The following is a 13,703-nucleotide window of genomic DNA, read 5'->3' on the forward strand; positions in this document are numbered from 1 at the left end:
GCGGACGCGGCCTGGTGGGGATGCCGCTGACAGGGAATACCCCGATGGGACGGGCCCGGACAGGCGGCTAGCGGGCCGCGGCTCCGCTGCGGCTGGACACGGCAAGGTAGTGCTCGTAATCCTCGAAAGTCTGGGTGATATGTGCATCCATGGTGGAGCGGGCGGTGGCCGGGTCTCCGGCGGCGATGGCGGCCAGGACCATCTTGTGGTGGTGGATGGCGTGCCGCTGCACGTCGGGGAACGCCGAGGTTTCGCGCCGCATGGCGTAGAGCAGGGTGGACAGCTGGCCCAGCAGGGCCGGCACGAACGGGTTGCCGGACGCGCGCAGAACGGTGTCGTGGAAGGCGATGTCTGCCACGGTCAGCGCGTCCACGTCGCCGGCATGGTGGGCCGCTTCCATCTGCTCCACGCTGTCCTGCAGCGCGGCGAGGTCAGCCGGCCGGTGCCGGGAGGCAGCGAGTTCGGCCGCGCCGGTCTCCACCATGCGGCGGACCTCGAGCAAACGGAGTGCCACCTGGTCCGAGGCCACTCCCCTGGAGGCTGCGCGCATGATGGCGTCCAGTCCGGTCCAGCGCTCGGGCGGGTTGACGAAGGTGCCCAGGCCGCGCCGGACGTACACCACGTCCTGCGCTTTCAATACCTTCATGGCCTCGCGGGCCGTCAGCCTGCTGACACCGGACTCCTTGGCGATATCCGCTTCAGGCGGCAGGGCGTCGTCGGCCTTGATCTCTCCGCTGAGGATGTGCTCAAGGACTTTGTCGACGACGGCGTCGACCAGGGTCGGTCGCTTCTCTGCCATCCGTCATCCCCTGCCTGCGCGCGCAAGGCGCCCTGATTTTCCTTCCTCAACATTACTCGACGCACTCGGGCGCGCGCTGCCCGCCGTCGTCGTGCGTCAAACAGTCAGGTTGGTTAAACAGCAAACGCGGGGCCGCCCTGCCGGTCCCCAAAGGGGAACCGGGCCGGGTGGCCCCGCGTTGTGCAGGACTGCTAGAGGGCTGCGTAGACCTCACGGAGCAGCTTGGCGGTCTCGGACGGCGTCTTGCCGACCTTGACACCGGCAGCCTCGAGGGCTTCCTTCTTGGCCTGGGCGGTACCGGCGGAACCGGAGACGATGGCACCTGCGTGGCCCATGGTCTTGCCTTCGGGCGCGGTGAAGCCGGCCACATAGCCGACGACCGGCTTGGTGACGTTGGCCTTGATGAAGTCGGCTGCGCGCTCTTCGGCGTCGCCGCCGATTTCGCCGATCATCACGATGGCCTTGGTCTCGGGGTCAGCCTCGAACGCGGCCAGGGCGTCGATGTGCGTGGTGCCGATGATGGGGTCGCCGCCGATGCCGATGGCGGTGGAGAAGCCCAGGTCGCGCAGTTCGTACATCATCTGGTAGGTCAGGGTACCCGACTTGGAAACCAGGCCGATGGGGCCCTTGCCGGTGATGTTGGCCGGGGTGATGCCAACCAGCGCTTCGCCGGGGGTGATGATGCCGGGGCAGTTCGGGCCGATGATGCGGGTGACCTGGTTGCCGTCGGCATCCACCTTGGACTGGGCCAGGGCCCAGAATTCGGCGGAGTCCTGGACGGGGACGCCTTCGGTGATGACCACGACCAGGCCGATGCCGGCCTCGATGGCTTCCACAACGGCGTTCTTGGTGAATGCCGGCGGCACGAAGACGATGGAGACGTCGGCGCCGGTTTCCGCCATGGCTTCCTTGACGGTGCCGTAGACGTTGATTTCCTTGTCGCCGTGCAGGACCGTGGTGCCGGCCTTGCGGGCGTTGACGCCGCCGACGATGTTGGTGCCCGCCTTAAGCATCAGCGCGGTGTGCTTGGTGCCTTCGCCGCCGGTGATGCCCTGGACGATGACCTTGGAGTCCTTGTTCAGATAGATAGACATGGTGCGTCCCTTTACTTAGCTGCGTTGGCGAGCTCGGCGGCCTTGTCGGCGCCCTCGTCCATGGTGGCGGCCAGGGTTACCAGCGGGTGGTTGGCCTCGGTGAGGATGCGGCGGCCTTCCTCGACGTTGTTGCCGTCAAGGCGGACTACCAGCGGCTTGTTGGCGGAGTGGCCCAGCTCGGCCAGCGCGCCAACGATGCCCTTGGCGACGGCGTCGCACGCGGTGATGCCACCGAAGACGTTGACGAACACGGACTTGACCTGCTCGTCACCCAGGATGACGTCCAGGCCTGCGGCCATGACCTCTGCGGAGGCTCCGCCGCCGATGTCCAGGAAGTTGGCGGGCTTGACGTTGCCGTGGTTCTCGCCGGCGTAGGCCACGACGTCGAGGGTGGACATGACCAGGCCGGCGCCGTTGCCGATGATGCCTACTTCGCCGTCGAGCTTGACGTAGTTGAGGTCCTGCGCCTTTGCCTTGGCCTCAAGCGGGTCCGCTGCGTCCTTGTCCTCGAGCTGCGCGTGCTTCGGGTGGCGGAAGTCGGCGTTCTCGTCGAGGGAAACCTTGCCATCGAGGGCCAGGATGTCACCGTTGCCGGTCTTGACCAGCGGGTTGACCTCCACCAGGGTGGCGTCTTCCTTCTTGAAGACGTCCCAGAGCTTCAGGATGACGCCTGCCACCTGGCCGCGGAGTTCCTCGGCGAAGCCTGCAGCTGCGACGATCTCGTCCGCCTTGGCCTGGTCGATGCCCACGGCGGGGTCGATGGCAATCTTGGCCAGCGCTTCGGGGCGTTCGACGGCGAGCTGTTCGATTTCCATGCCGCCCTCAACCGAGCACATGGCCAGGTAGTTGCGGTTGGCCCGGTCCAGCAGGACGGAGAAGTAGTATTCCTCGGCGATGTCCGCACCCTGGGCAATCATCACCTTGTTAACGGTGTGGCCCTTGATGTCCATGCCCAGGATGTTGGTGGCGTGCTCAAACGCTTCGTCGGCGGACTTTGCCACCTTGACGCCGCCGGCCTTGCCGCGGCCGCCTACCTTGACCTGTGCCTTGACAACGGTTACGCCGCCGATCTTCTCGGCGGCTGCCTTTGCTTCTTCTGGGGTGTACGCCACGATGCCGGCAAGCACGGGTACACCGTGCGCCTCGAACATATCGCGCGCCTGGTATTCAAACAGGTCCACGGTTTAGTGTCCTTCTACGTCGAAGTAGTTTCTGTACAGTCGGACACCATCCGAAAAGACGATGACCGGGCTGCGGATTGCACGCACCGGCGGCCTGTCTGGAAACGAGCCACGCGGCGTAATGCTCCATGGGGAACTCTAGTCCTTTGGAGGGACCGGGCCGTCCCAGACTACCTCTTATGTGAGTAAGCACACTATTCTATGGAGCGTAGAAAAACCGCGGATTTACGGGGTTTTTGGGCCCTCTGCCTGCGGGGATGCACTGCTTTTGGCGGGGCCCGGGACCAGTTCGTAACGTTCGGGGGAGATGAAGAATCCGACGCCGGCGGAGACGTTTCCGCACGCCACGCCGCCGTTGTAGGCGGAACAGCGCAGCCCGTTCCGTTCGAGGTTCTGACCGTCCGCAAGCACAGGCAGCTGGGCCAGCGGGCCGGCCTTGGTCCCCTTGGGTCCGTAGGCCGCTTCCATCGACGTGACGCCGGAGCGGCATTCGCCGTAGCGTGCACTGTCCGGGGCCAGCAGGGCCACGCCGCCCAGGTAGCCCAGGTGGGTTCCGGCGCAGTCATCCCTAACGTCCCCGGGTTGGGGAGGCTGATAGGTGGCCAGCTCGCAGTGGGCCACCGGGACAATGGGCAGCTTGTTGTTGGCAGCGTCGCCGTAGCGGTTCTGCTGGTACGGCAGGTTCACGTGGTCCCCGCGCGCAGACGTCAATGAACAGGCGATGGTGCGGTCCGCGGTGATGAAGGAGAGGACGTCGCCACCGCTGGAGTATGTCTTGGCGTCGGCCAAGGGCGCCTTTTCCAGTTGTTCCATGGGCGGCAGCGGGGCCGGTGGAACGTAGGAGGGGTCCTTGGTGGTCACGCTGCATCCCGTGGCGGTGACAGCAATGAGGAGGAGAAGGGCGGCGAGCATCCCCCAGACATTCCGTCGCATGGGCTCCATTATGCCCGGCCGGGGGCGGCTTAGGCGTCGAGCTTGGTCAGCGGCGCGTACCGCAACAACAGGCGCTTCTCGCCGACGTCGAACTTCACCTTGGCCACGGTCTTGTCCCCCGCTCCTTCAAGCGCCAGGACCGTGCCGTTGCCGAAGCTGGTGTGGTTGACCTTGTCTCCCACGCTGACGGCGATGATTTCCTTTTGCGGCTGCACCCGGTTCTTGGCGATGAACGCCGGAACGTCGGCGTTGAATCCCGCCGAGGAGTCCGCTGCCGCGCCACGGGCAGTGCCGGCGCCCCAGAAGGACCCGCTGTAGCGGCCGGACCCGATGGAACCGCCGCCCCAGCCGCCGGCCTGCCTGCTGGTTCCTTCACGCTTCCATTCCAGGAGCTCCGCCGGGATTTCCTCGAGGAACTGGCTGGCGGGGTTGTACTGGCTCTGGCCCCACATGCTGCGCACCTCGGACCGGGTCACGTAGAGCCGCTTGCGGGCACGGGTCAGTCCCACGTACGCCAGGCGTCGTTCCTCGGCCAGTTCCTTGGGGTCGGTGGCGGAGCGCTGGTGCGGGAAGAGGCCGTGCTCCATGCCGGTCAGGAAGACCACGGGGAATTCCAGGCCCTTGGCCGTGTGCAGGGTCATGAGGGTCACCACGCCCAGCCGTTTGGCCTCGGCGACGGCGGCGTCGATGTCCGCGCCGGGAGCATCCGGGATCTGGTCGGCGTCCGCTACCAGGGAGACCTGTTCCAGGAACGCGCCAAGGCTTCCTTCCGGGTTCTCCTGCTCGTACTCGCGAACTACGGCCACGAGTTCAGCCAGGTTCTCCACGCGGGACTCGTCCTGCGGATCGGTGCTGGATCGCAGCGCGGCAAGGTAGCCCGTCTGTTCCAGCACGGCTTCCAGGGCGGCGGCCGCCCCGGATCCGGAGGCAACCTCGGCCAGGTCGTCCAGCATCTTCACGAAGCCCAGGACGGCGTTGACGGACCGGGTGGCCATGCCGGGCGCCTGGTCGGCGCGGCGGGCTGCCTCCATGAACGACGTCCGCTCACGCTGGGCCAGGGCCGCGACGGCGCCTTCGGCGCGGTCGCCGATGCCGCGTTTGGGCTCATTCAATACACGGCGGAGGTTGACGTCGTCATCCGGGTTGACCAGGACGCGCAGGTACGCCAGGGCGTCCTTGATTTCCTTCCGCTCGTAGAAGCGGGTGCCGCCCACCACCTTGTACGGCAGGCCCACGCGCACCAGGACGTCTTCGATGGAGCGGGACTGGGCGTTGGTCCGGTAGAAGATGGCAACATCGCCGGGGCGCAGGTTCTCCTCGTCCTGGAGCCGGTCGATCTCCTTGGCGATGAACTGCGCTTCGTCGTGCTCATTTTCGCCGACGTAGCCGATGATCTTGTGGCCTTCGCCCTCGGCGGTCCACAACCGTTTTTCCGGACGGTTGGGGTTGCGGGAGATGACCGAGTTCGCCGCGCTCAGGATGTTTTGGGTGGACCGGTAGTTCTGCTCCAGCTTGATGGTGCGGGCCTCCGGGTAGTCCTTTTCGAACTCCACGATGTTCCGGATGTCCGCCCCGCGGAAGGCGTAGATGGACTGGTCCGAGTCACCCACCACGGTGAGTTCCGACGCGCCCGGGCCCTCCCCCACGATTTCCCGCACCAGGGCGTACTGGGCGTGGTTGGTGTCCTGGTATTCGTCCACCAGCACGTGGCGGAACCGGCGGCGGTAGGACTCGGCGAGCGCGGGGAAGGCACGGAACATGTAGACGGTCTCGGCGATCAGGTCGTCGAAGTCCATGGCGTTGGCCTGCCGGAGGCGCTGGGTGTAGCCCTTGTAAACGTCCGCGACCGCATGTTCGAAGGGGTCGTTGTAATTGGCTGCCGAGGCAAAGGAATCGGCGTCGATGAGCTCGTTCTTCAACGCCGAGATCTTGTGCTGGATGGCCTTGGGCGCAAACTTTTTGGGGTCCAGGTCCAGGGCCTTGGAGACCTGGGTGACCAGCCGCAGGGAGTCGGCGGAGTCGTAGATGGAGAAATTGGATTTCAGGCCGACGTTGGCCGCTTCCTGCCGCAGGATCCGCACGCAGGAGGAATGGAACGTGGAGATCCACATGATCTTGGCGCGTCCGCCCACCAGCGCCTCAATGCGCTCCCGCATTTCCGCGGCGGCCTTGTTGGTGAAGGTGATGGCCAGGATTTCGCCGTGGTGGGCACGGCCGGTGGCGATCAGGTACGCGATCCTGTTGCTGAGCACCCGGGTCTTTCCGGATCCGGCACCGGCGACGATCAGCAGCGCCGGCCCGGCATGCTTGACCGCTTCCTCCTGCTGGGGGTTCAGCCCCTCCAGCAGCTGGGCAGCGTCCGGGCGGTGGCTGCCTTGGTGCCGGCCGCCGTCGTGCCTGTCCGTGCTGTCCCGGTCCCGGTGGTGCCCGACCCCGTTGTTCTGCTGCCAGCCGGCCTGGCTGGCCGGCATTCCGCCGGGCCCGGCCGTGGTGGCAACGCCCTCCGGCCCCGTCCTGGTGCGGGCGGTGGCGGCAGGAGCGGCCTTGAACGGTCCGTCAGAGTACGGGTCAAACAACATATCCATGGTGCATACAAGTCTAGGCGGTGGGACCGACAACGCCTTCCAGCCTGTGGACTACTGCCGCTGACCCGTGAACCAGTGCCGGCAACCGCCTCAGGCCACCGAGCCTGACTGAAGGGCTGCACGCAACTCCTGAACCGCCGTCGTTCCTCCTGCCAGGAACCACTCCAGCCCGTTGACGCGGACTGTGTCCACGGCGCCCCCCGCCGCCCGGACGATCGCCTTGCCCGGCAGCCAGTCCCATTCCGGGCAGCTGTGCTGGAACCAGCACCCCAGCTGCCCGTCTGCGACACGGCCCAGGTCGCAGGACCCGGATCCCAGCATGCGGAGGGACGCGGCGGAGGTGGCGGCCGCGTGCCAGGGCATGGCGCACATGGGATCCATCAGCCAGGTGGGGTGGATGTAGGTGGCGGCCCCAAGCTCGGCGACGCTGGTGGCGTTGCGTTTGCCGCCGTCGTCGCTGAAACCGGTGAGGAGGCCACCGTTCAGGGTGGCGGGCCGGTCACGGCCGCCGAGCCACAGTTTGTCCTCCTCCGGCTGGAAGACGGCGCCCAGCAGCACATCATCGCGGTCCTTCAGGGCAATGGCGGAACACCAGTAGGTGGATCCGTGCAGGAAGTTGTAGGTGCCGTCCACGGGGTCGATCACCCAGGTACGGCCGCTGGTTCCCTGGACGGAGGCGCCTTCCTCACCCAGGATGCCGTCATCCGGCCGGCAACGTTGGAGCTGCTCCAGCACGTAGGCCTCGGCGGCGTGGTCCGCCGCCGTCACCACGTCCGAGACGGAGGTCTTTTGTTCCGACTGCAGGCCGGCCATGCGCATGAGGAGCGCCAGTTGCCCGGCTTCGCGGACCAGCGCGGCCGCCAGTTCGTAGTCGTCCAGTGCGGGATCAAGAACAGCTGCGCTGTGTCGGCCAGTGGTCATGGCTTCAGTTTATGGGGCGGGATAATGGTGCCATGGCCAAAACCCCTGCCCAGAGGATCAAGAAGCACGGCGACAAAGCGGTTGTGCCGCAGCACCACCTTCCACCTGTCGTGAACCCCACCACGGCGCGGACGCCGCAGAAGGCTCAGGGCAACAGCAACCTGATTGTGGTTGCCGGCGTGGTGGCAAGCCTGTTCCTGTTCTGGTACCTGCACCTGCTGACCCTGGACCAGCTCACCCAGCTCACCAAGGGCCTGGCCATGCCCGATTCGCTGGTGGGCGGGTTCGATCCCGGCTACATCGGCCGCCTGCAGGCAGCGATGGACGGCGATGCCCTGGGCCAGCTGAACTATGTCCACAAGACCGCGGGGACCCTCTTCCCGCTGATCTTCGGCTTCACGTGGCTGCTGCTCATTGGGACCAATGTGGCACGGAAGGGGCTGCGCTGGGCGTTGTGGGCCTTGCCCATGCTGTTCGTTGTGGTCCGGTTGTGGGGGAACGTGGCCATAGACGCCATGATGGCCTCGGAAGGTCCCGACGCCGGCCAGGTTGCCCTGGCGTCCGGCCTCACGGTGGCGGGGTGGGTGCTTTTGGTGTTGAGCCTCCTGGCCGGGGCCGCGGCTGTGTTCCTGAACAGCCGGAAACGGAACGAGACCTAGCCGGCAGTTACCCGGGCCGCCGCAGCCGCCGCCCGCTGTTCCTTCCGGTGCCGGTGCACCCGCTGTGCAATGACCAGCCCGGCGGCGGCCATGCCCACTGTCACGGGGTACCCCATGAGCCGTTCCAGCGTCCCGGGCTCGGGAACCATCATGCGGGTAAGCCCGCCGGTTGCCACCGCGGCCAGTGACACGCCGCCGCAGGCCACCAGGAACCACGCCATCCCGGTCTTCCGGAGCCACAGGAGTCCCAGGACCAGCAGGGCCGCACCACCCGTCACGAAGTACGTGACGGCGCCGGCATAATGCCAGGGTGAGCCGGCGTCCTCCGGGACCAGGCCCACAACCACCGTCCCTGCCCCGGCGGCTCCGGTGAGCAGCCGGACCGCGGCGGCCGCGAGCCAGGGTCCCCTGCGGCCCCAGCCGACCCTGGTCCCGGGGCGGGCACCCACGCGCAGCAGCCCGGACGTCAGCATCACCGCCCCCACCAGCAGGCCAAGGCCCTGGACCACGAACGAGGCATTCATCAGCCAGTTCAGGGGTGAGCAGACGTCCCGGCCTGAGAACGTCCCGCAGTGGAGGGCACCGAGGTCACTGATGTACCCGGTCCGCAGGTCGTAGGGACGGGGTCCGGACCACGCCATGGCCACGGCTGCCTCCGCGGCGAAATACTGCAGCACGCTCAGGATTGCCCAGGCCCCGATGTACTGCCGGGTGGACGCAACGTTCGGAATGAAGGCGGCGGCGGGAGCGGCAGTGGGGGCTGGACTCATGCCATGAGCGTAGTACGGCCCGGCACCTTGTATGCTTGTAACCGTGTCCGGACGGACCGGCCCCGCCGAACCACCGGATGCCCGCCCTCGTAGCTCAGTGGATAGAGCACGGCTCTCCTAAAGCCGGTGTCGTTGGTTCGATTCCAATCGAGGGCACTTGAACTCCCGTGTCCCGGAGCCCAGCCTCCGCGCCTACCTCCTGGGCAACCAGCCGGCCGGCGCCGCAAGCCACAACACCCACCCGGGCCGCTGGCTGGTGGAGCGCGACCTGCTGGACAGGTCGGAGGGCACCCGCGGAACCTTTTCCGGCGTCGTCCTTTTCATCCCCACGGACGACGACGGCGTGGCCTTCCGTGAGGAAGGCACCATGCGCTGGCCTGCTTTTTCCGGCCCCGCCTCACGCGAGTACCTGCTGCGGACCACCGGGCGCCCTGACGCGCTGGACTTCTTCTTCCCCGACGGCCGCCCCTTCCACCGGATGAGCTTCACGCCGGAAGCCAACCTGGACAGCCACTGGTGTGATCCCGATACCTACCGGGTGACCTACACCTTGGAGGACCCTGACCACTTCAGCTACAGCTGGGATGTCACCGGTCCGCGCAAGGACCTGCTGCTGACTTCACACCTGGTGCGGACGCAGGCACCGGCATGAAACACCGCATCGTGGTTTCCGCCGTCTGCGTGTTCGACCACACCGGCCGCCTGCTGACCGTGCGGAAGCGCGGCACCACCATGTTCATGCACCCGGGCGGCAAGCCGGAACCGGGCGAGACAGCTGTGCAGGCCGCAGCCCGGGAGCTTGAGGAAGAAGTGGGCATCACCATCGACCCGCGCGAACTGGTGTTGATGGGCGTGTGGATCGCCGACGCAGCCAACGAGGCCGCCACTGACATTGAAGCCACCGTCTTTACCGCTCCGGGCACCTGGTCAGCACACCCTTCAGCTGAGATTGCCGAGATCCGCTGGCTGGACCTGGACGTCCTGGCTTCCGGCGCCGGACAGGCCCGGGACCTGGCGCCACTGCTGACGGACCACATCCTGCCCCTGCTGGCCGCCCGGGCAGTCCCGGGAGCCGCGCAGGCTTAGCTGATCAACCCTAGAACTCGGGGACGGACTCCTGGGCCACGGCGGTGGCCTCCGCGAACTGCGTCCGGTAGAGCTCGGCGTAGCGGCCGCCGGCGGCCAGGAGCTCCGTGTGGGTTCCGCGTTCCACAATTTGACCGCCCTCGACCACCAGGATGGCGTCGGCCGCGCGGACGGTGGACAGCCGGTGGGCAATCACGACGGCGGTCCGCCCCTCGAGTGCGGCGCCCAGGGCTGCCTGCACGGCGGCTTCATTCGTGGAGTCCAGGGCAGCGGTGGCCTCGTCGAGGATGACGACGCGGGGCTGCGCGATCAGGAGCCGGGCAATGGTCAGCCGCTGGCGTTCGCCGCCGGAAAGCCGGTAGCCGCGCTCCCCCACCACCGTTTCCAGCCCGTCCGGCAGGGACCTGATCATCGTCTCCAGCCGTGCCTGCCGCAGCACGTCCCACATTTCCTCTTCGGTTGCGTCGGGCTTGGCCAGCCGAAGGTTGGACGCGATGGTTTCATGGAACAGGTGGCCGTCCTGGGTCACCATGCCCAGGGTGTCCCGCAGCGAATCGAAGGTGGCGTCCCGCACGTCCAGCCCGGTGCCCCGCGCAGTGCCGCCGAGACGCACTGCGCCGGAGTCGACGTCGTACAACCGCGACAGCAGCTGGGCGATGGTGGACTTGCCGGCGCCGGAGGAACCCACCAGCGCCACCGTCTGGCCCGGTTCCACCCGGAAGCTCACGCCGTGCAGCACTTCCTCGCCGCCGCGGGTGTCCAGGGTGGAGACTTCCTCCAGCGAGGCCAGCGAGACCTTATCCGCGGACGGGTAGGCGAAGCGGACGTTGTCGAATTCGACGGACACGGGGCCGGCAGGAACGGGCTTCGCGTCCGGCTTCTGCTGGATCAGCGGCTGCAGGTCCAGGATCTCGAAGACGCGTTCAAAGCTGACCAGGGCGCTCATGACTTCCACCCGGGCGTTGGACAGGGCCGTGAGCGGAGCGTAGAGCCGGGTCAGCAGCAGTGCCAGCACCACCACATCCCCGGGTGCCAGCTGGCCGCCCAGGGCAAGCCAGCCGCCCAGGCCGTACACCAGTGCCAGTGCAAGCGCGGACACCAGGGTCAGGGCCGTGACGAAGGTGAACTGCAGCATCGCCATGCGGACGCCGATGTCCCGGACGCGGCCAGCGCGGGCAGCGAATTCGCGGGATTCCTCGTCAGGCCGTCCGAACAACTTGACCAGGGTTGCGCCCGGCGCCGAGAACCGCTCGGTCATTTGGGTGCCCATGGCGGCGTTGTGCGCGGCAGCTTCCCGGCGCAGGTCAGCCAGCTTGGAGCCCATGCGCCGGGCCGGAATCAGGAAGATCGGCAGCAGCACCATGGCGAGGACGGTCACCAGCCACGACGTATTGAGCATCACGGCCAGCGTCAGGGCCAGCGCCACCGAGTTGCTCACCACCCCGGAAAGGGTTCCGGCGAAGGCGGACTGGGCGCCGATGACATCGTTGTTGAGGCGGCTGACCAGCGCGCCCGTGCGGGTCCGCGTGAAGAAGGCAATGGGCATCCGCTGCACGTGGTCGAACACCCGCGTGCGCAGGTCCACGATGACGCCTTCGCCGATGGTCGAGGACAGCCAGCGGGTCAAGAGCCCCACCCCGGCCTCACCGACGGCCACGATGGCGATCAGCACTGCCAGCCAGATGACCGTGTCAACGCCGGTCTTGGCGATGATGGCGTCAACCACCTTGCCGGCAAGCACCGGGGTGGCGACGGCCAGGAAGGCAGCCGCAATGGAGGAGAGCACAAAGGCGATGAGCTTGCCCTTGTGGGGGGCGGCAAAGGCCAGCACCCGCTTCAGGGTCTCTTTGGAAAATGGCTTCGAAGCGCTCTTTGCGGTGCTGATGTTGTAGAGCGAACTCCAGGCTACGCGGTCCATGCTCATGGCTGTTTCTCCTGGGTTGCAGTGTGGTGGAGTTCCTGGACCGTGCCGTTTTCCAGGTGCCACCGGTAGTCGAGTCGAACGTTTTCCAGCAGCCGGCGGTCGTGGGTGACCAGCAGCAGCGCTCCGTCGTAGCTTTCAAGGGCCTCTTCCAGCTGTTCTATGGCCGGCAGGTCGAGGTGGTTGGTGGGTTCGTCCAGCACCAGCAGGTTCACGCCGCGGGCCTGGAGCAGCGCGAGGGCAGCCCGCGTCCGCTCACCCGGTGACAGGGAATCCACGGTCCTCGACGTGTGGTCCGCCTTGAGGCCGAACTTGGCCAGGAGCGTGCGAACGTCGGCACTGTTCCAGTCCGCCAGCACCGCTTCGACAGCGTCGCCCAGCGGCAGGGCGCCGTCCAGCAGCCCGCGGGCCTGGTCTATTTCGCCGACGGCGACGGAGGCACCCATGGAGGCATCGCCGTCGTCCGGCGCCTGGGTGCCCAGCAGCAGGCGCAGGAGGGTGGATTTGCCGGCGCCGTTGGGGCCGGTGATGCCCACGCGCTCGCCGCCGTTGAGCTGGAGGCTGACCGGTCCCAGCGTGAAGTCGCCCTGGCGTGCCACGGCCTTGCGCAAGGTGGCGACGACGGCGCTGGAGCGCGGTGCCTGGCCGATGCTGAACTGGAGCTGCCATTCCTTCCGGGGCTCCTCCACCGCGTCCAGACGGGCGATCCGGGATTCCATCTGCCGGACCTTCTGGGCCTGCTTTTCGGAGGATTCAGTACTGGCGGCGCGCCGGATCTTGTCGTTGTCGGGGTTCTTCTTCATGGCATTGCGAACGCCCTGCGAACTCCACTCCCGCTGCGTCCGTGCCCGCGAGACCAGGTCTGCCTTGGTGGCGGCAAACTCCTCGTACTTCTCGCGGGCGTGCCGCCGCATCACCGCGCGCTCCTCGAGGAAGGCGTCGTAGCCGCCGTCGTAGACAGCCACACTGTTCTGTGCCAGGTCAAGTTCGACGACGCGGGTCACACAGCGCGCCAGGAACTCGCGGTCATGGCTGACCAGCACCACGCCGCCGCGCAGCCCCGTTACGAAGTTCTCCAAGGTGGCCAGCCCCGCGAGGTCGAGGTCGTTGGTGGGCTCGTCCAGGAGCACCACATCGAAGCGGCTCAGCAGGAGGGCCGCCAGGGCCACCCGGGCGGCCTGGCCGCCCGAAAGACCCGTCATCAGCGCATCGGCGCCGGCGTCCAGTCCGAGGTCTGCCAGCACCGCCGGGACACGGTCGTCCAGGTCAGCGGCGCCGGAGGCCATCCAGCGGTCAAAGGCACGGGCGTAGGCGTCATCCGCCCCCGGAGCGCCGGAACCGAGTGCTTCCGCGGTGGACTCCATGTCGGCGGTCGCTTCCGCGCAGCCGGTCCGGCGGGCAATGTAGGCCGCCACTGTTTCGCCGGCAATGCGCTCGTGCTCCTGTGGCAGCCATCCAACGAAGGCATCGGACGGCGCAAGGTTGACCGAGCCCTGCTGGGGCTGGTCGACACCGGCCAGGAGGCGCAGCAGCGTCGATTTACCGGCACCGTTGGCACCCACCACGCCCACCACGTCGCCGGGGGCAACCGTCAGCGAGAGCCCGGAAAAGAGCACCCGGTGGCCGTGGCCACCGGAGATGTCCTTCGCAACAAGGGTTGCAGTCATCGAATCGTCCTTTCGCCGCTGCCCGGACAGCCGCCGACGGCCGGCAGAGGCGGCGAAAACCGGGCCGCGGCGCCGCTGGGGCTGCAG

Annotated in this window: 12 protein-coding genes and 1 tRNA gene; 4 read left to right on the plus strand and 9 right to left on the minus strand. The window is 67.3% G+C overall.

Annotation, left to right across the window (positions count from 1 at the left end):
* Window positions 1-67: 67 nt before the first annotated feature.
* The 6 genes from AC3ANU_RS18460 to AC3ANU_RS18485 form a co-directional block, all read right to left on the minus strand.
* A complete protein-coding gene (locus AC3ANU_RS18460; RefSeq protein WP_018769573.1) occupies window positions 68-799 on the minus strand; it encodes a FadR/GntR family transcriptional regulator in 732 nt (243 codons plus the stop codon).
* Between the two features lie 191 nt (window positions 800-990).
* Entirely contained in the window at window positions 991-1,893 is a 903-nt protein-coding gene (gene sucD, locus AC3ANU_RS18465) for a succinate--CoA ligase subunit alpha (RefSeq protein WP_018769572.1), read from the minus strand.
* 11 nt (window positions 1,894-1,904) lie between these two features.
* Entirely contained in the window at window positions 1,905-3,074 is a 1,170-nt protein-coding gene (sucC, locus tag AC3ANU_RS18470) for an ADP-forming succinate--CoA ligase subunit beta (protein ID WP_018769571.1), read from the minus strand.
* A gap of 225 nt (window positions 3,075-3,299) precedes the next feature.
* On the minus strand, window positions 3,300-4,016 hold the full coding sequence (locus tag AC3ANU_RS18475; protein WP_026265816.1) for a hypothetical protein: 717 nt from the start codon (window positions 4,014-4,016) through the stop codon (window positions 3,300-3,302).
* A gap of 20 nt (window positions 4,017-4,036) precedes the next feature.
* Window positions 4,037-6,592, minus strand: coding sequence for a DNA helicase PcrA (pcrA, locus tag AC3ANU_RS18480; protein WP_223993908.1), 2,556 nt, complete (start codon window positions 6,590-6,592; stop codon window positions 4,037-4,039).
* 90 nt (window positions 6,593-6,682) lie between these two features.
* On the minus strand, window positions 6,683-7,513 hold the full coding sequence (locus AC3ANU_RS18485) for an inositol monophosphatase family protein (protein WP_134165632.1): 831 nt from the start codon (window positions 7,511-7,513) through the stop codon (window positions 6,683-6,685).
* A gap of 32 nt (window positions 7,514-7,545) precedes the next feature.
* Between AC3ANU_RS18485 and AC3ANU_RS18490 the strand changes: the two genes are divergently transcribed.
* On the plus strand, window positions 7,546-8,172 hold the full coding sequence (locus AC3ANU_RS18490; protein ID WP_056389110.1) for a hypothetical protein: 627 nt from the start codon (window positions 7,546-7,548) through the stop codon (window positions 8,170-8,172).
* Here AC3ANU_RS18490 and AC3ANU_RS18495 read toward each other — a convergent pair.
* On the minus strand, window positions 8,169-8,942 hold the full coding sequence (locus tag AC3ANU_RS18495) for a DUF998 domain-containing protein (RefSeq protein WP_223993906.1): 774 nt from the start codon (window positions 8,940-8,942) through the stop codon (window positions 8,169-8,171). The two genes, AC3ANU_RS18490 and AC3ANU_RS18495, sit on opposite strands and share 4 nt — an antisense overlap.
* Before the next feature lie 83 nt (window positions 8,943-9,025).
* On the opposite strand from AC3ANU_RS18495, the gene AC3ANU_RS18500 reads away from it, so the two are divergent.
* The 3 genes from AC3ANU_RS18500 (at window position 9,026) to AC3ANU_RS18510 (ending at window position 10,028) form a co-directional block, all read left to right on the plus strand.
* Window positions 9,026-9,098 (plus strand) — tRNA-Arg (locus tag AC3ANU_RS18500).
* Between the two features lies 1 nt (window position 9,099).
* On the plus strand, window positions 9,100-9,594 hold the full coding sequence (locus AC3ANU_RS18505) for a DUF6314 family protein (protein WP_223993904.1): 495 nt from the start codon (window positions 9,100-9,102) through the stop codon (window positions 9,592-9,594).
* Entirely contained in the window at window positions 9,591-10,028 is a 438-nt protein-coding gene (locus AC3ANU_RS18510; RefSeq protein WP_142068542.1) for an NUDIX hydrolase, read from the plus strand. Before AC3ANU_RS18505 ends, AC3ANU_RS18510 begins: the two co-directional genes overlap by 4 nt.
* A gap of 10 nt (window positions 10,029-10,038) precedes the next feature.
* Here AC3ANU_RS18510 and AC3ANU_RS18515 read toward each other — a convergent pair whose 3' ends face one another.
* Entirely contained in the window at window positions 10,039-11,952 is a 1,914-nt protein-coding gene (locus AC3ANU_RS18515) for an ABC transporter ATP-binding protein (protein ID WP_223993902.1), read from the minus strand.
* Complete coding sequence (locus tag AC3ANU_RS18520; RefSeq protein ID WP_223993900.1) at window positions 11,949-13,616, minus strand: ABC-F family ATP-binding cassette domain-containing protein; 1,668 nt, start codon at window positions 13,614-13,616, stop codon at window positions 11,949-11,951. The genes AC3ANU_RS18515 and AC3ANU_RS18520 overlap by 4 nt, the downstream gene beginning before the upstream one ends.
* Window positions 13,617-13,703: the final 87 nt, after the last annotated feature.

Source organism: Arthrobacter sp. SDR-2R, assembly GCF_057747955.1.

What these genes read in the sequence shown, in the direction of transcription:
- AC3ANU_RS18460 (WP_018769573.1), bottom strand. Translation starts at nt 799, where the DNA reads ATGGCAGAGAAGCGACCGACCCTGGTCGACGCCGTCGTCGACAAAGTC.
- sucD (WP_018769572.1), bottom strand. Translation starts at nt 1,893, where the DNA reads ATGTCTATCTATCTGAACAAGGACTCCAAGGTCATCGTCCAGGGCATC.
- AC3ANU_RS18475 (WP_026265816.1), bottom strand. Translation starts at nt 4,016, where the DNA reads ATGGAGCCCATGCGACGGAATGTCTGGGGGATGCTCGCCGCCCTTCTC.
- pcrA (WP_223993908.1), bottom strand. Translation starts at nt 6,592, where the DNA reads ATGGATATGTTGTTTGACCCGTACTCTGACGGACCGTTCAAGGCCGCT.
- AC3ANU_RS18485 (WP_134165632.1), bottom strand. Translation starts at nt 7,513, where the DNA reads ATGACCACTGGCCGACACAGCGCAGCTGTTCTTGATCCCGCACTGGAC.
- AC3ANU_RS18490 (WP_056389110.1), top strand. Translation starts at nt 7,546, where the DNA reads ATGGCCAAAACCCCTGCCCAGAGGATCAAGAAGCACGGCGACAAAGCG.
- AC3ANU_RS18495 (WP_223993906.1), bottom strand. Translation starts at nt 8,942, where the DNA reads ATGAGTCCAGCCCCCACTGCCGCTCCCGCCGCCGCCTTCATTCCGAAC.
- AC3ANU_RS18510 (WP_142068542.1), top strand. Translation starts at nt 9,591, where the DNA reads ATGAAACACCGCATCGTGGTTTCCGCCGTCTGCGTGTTCGACCACACC.
- AC3ANU_RS18515 (WP_223993902.1), bottom strand. Translation starts at nt 11,952, where the DNA reads ATGAGCATGGACCGCGTAGCCTGGAGTTCGCTCTACAACATCAGCACC.
- AC3ANU_RS18520 (WP_223993900.1), bottom strand. Translation starts at nt 13,616, where the DNA reads ATGACTGCAACCCTTGTTGCGAAGGACATCTCCGGTGGCCACGGCCAC.